At 49.5% G+C, this 1,183-nt stretch carries 2 pseudogenes; both read right to left on the reverse strand.

Annotated elements, in window-relative coordinates:
• Positions 1-174, reverse strand: a pseudogene (locus ACWHAR_RS22300) (HNH endonuclease); the annotation flags it as partial.
• A gap of 13 nt (positions 175-187) precedes the next feature.
• Positions 188-1,183, reverse strand: a pseudogene (gene sbcC, locus ACWHAR_RS22305) (exonuclease subunit SbcC); the annotation flags it as partial.

The raw sequence follows: 1,183 nt of genomic DNA on the forward strand, positions 1-1,183 counted from the left end.
ACGTAAAGCGAGCTCTTGATTGGCATATAAGGCATGAATCTGTTTATGGCAAGGAATACAGAGCATCGCTGTCGGCAAAAACGTTCCGCCTTCCTCTGGTGTGAGATGATGCTCTGTCAGCTGGACATCGCTCCGGCCGCACAGCTCACATATTCCGGCAGTCTGCTTTGCCATATCCGCTCCTCCCTTACATCAACTCAAGTGATACCCGCGTACCGCGGCCGCTCGGTTCAGCCGGATGGACGATCAGCTTTTTCGGAAGCCGTGCACGCAGTTCCTGCACATGGCTGATGACACCGACAGCCAGATTGTCTGACTGAAGTTTTTCCAAGGCCGTTACAACCGTATCAAGCAGATCTTGATCCAGTGTGCCGAAGCCTTCATCTAAGAAAAAGAACTGAAGCGGGTATTCCCCGCGAAGCTGAATCTGCGCAGACAGCGCAAGAGCAAGTGAAAGCGAGGTGAGGAAGGTCTCTCCTCCAGACAAACTGGAAACCGGGCGTCGTACGCCTCCATTCGCGTCATCCCGCATCACGAAGCCGCCTTCTGAATCTACTTCGATGGCATAGCGCTGTCTTGTCAGCATACTGAGTCTTGCTGAGGCGTCCCTCGCAACGCTTTCAAGCTGCTCCTCAGCTAAAAATTCGACGAAGGTATTGCCTTTAAACACAGCTTGCAGCTTGTCCAGCCTGTCGATATGCGTCTGCCATTTTTTCAGTTCAGCTTCAATTTCATTAAACCGTTTATGATGGTCGCGAATGACAGCCAGTGCTTTTGCTGCCGCGCCTTTTTCCTCTATAGCAGCGCCAAATGCGTCCTCAGCTTTTTGTAATGCTGCAACGGTTTCGTTCCATTCGCTCTCTGATAATGCTCTGCCGGCAAGTATCTCTGCTACTCGTTTTAAGTTTGCAGCATTTTGCTTCAGTTTATCCATAAACTGGTCTATGCCGGTTTTCATCTTTTCAAGTTCATCATCTGGGATGAGACTTTGTTCAACCTCCTCAATCCGGGTAATGGAGGTGTTTTTTGTATGCTCAAGCCAAGCAGCTTTTGCTTTTTCCAATCTGCCCTTCGCCTCTTGAAGAGTGAGCTCGCTTGCAGAAGCGCGGCTTTTCGCCTGGTTGAGCTTCATTTGGGCGCTTTGCAGTTCTTCATATAAAGATTGTTCTTTTTCCTTTAACAG

This window comes from Bacillus sp. LR--39 (assembly GCF_053613335.1).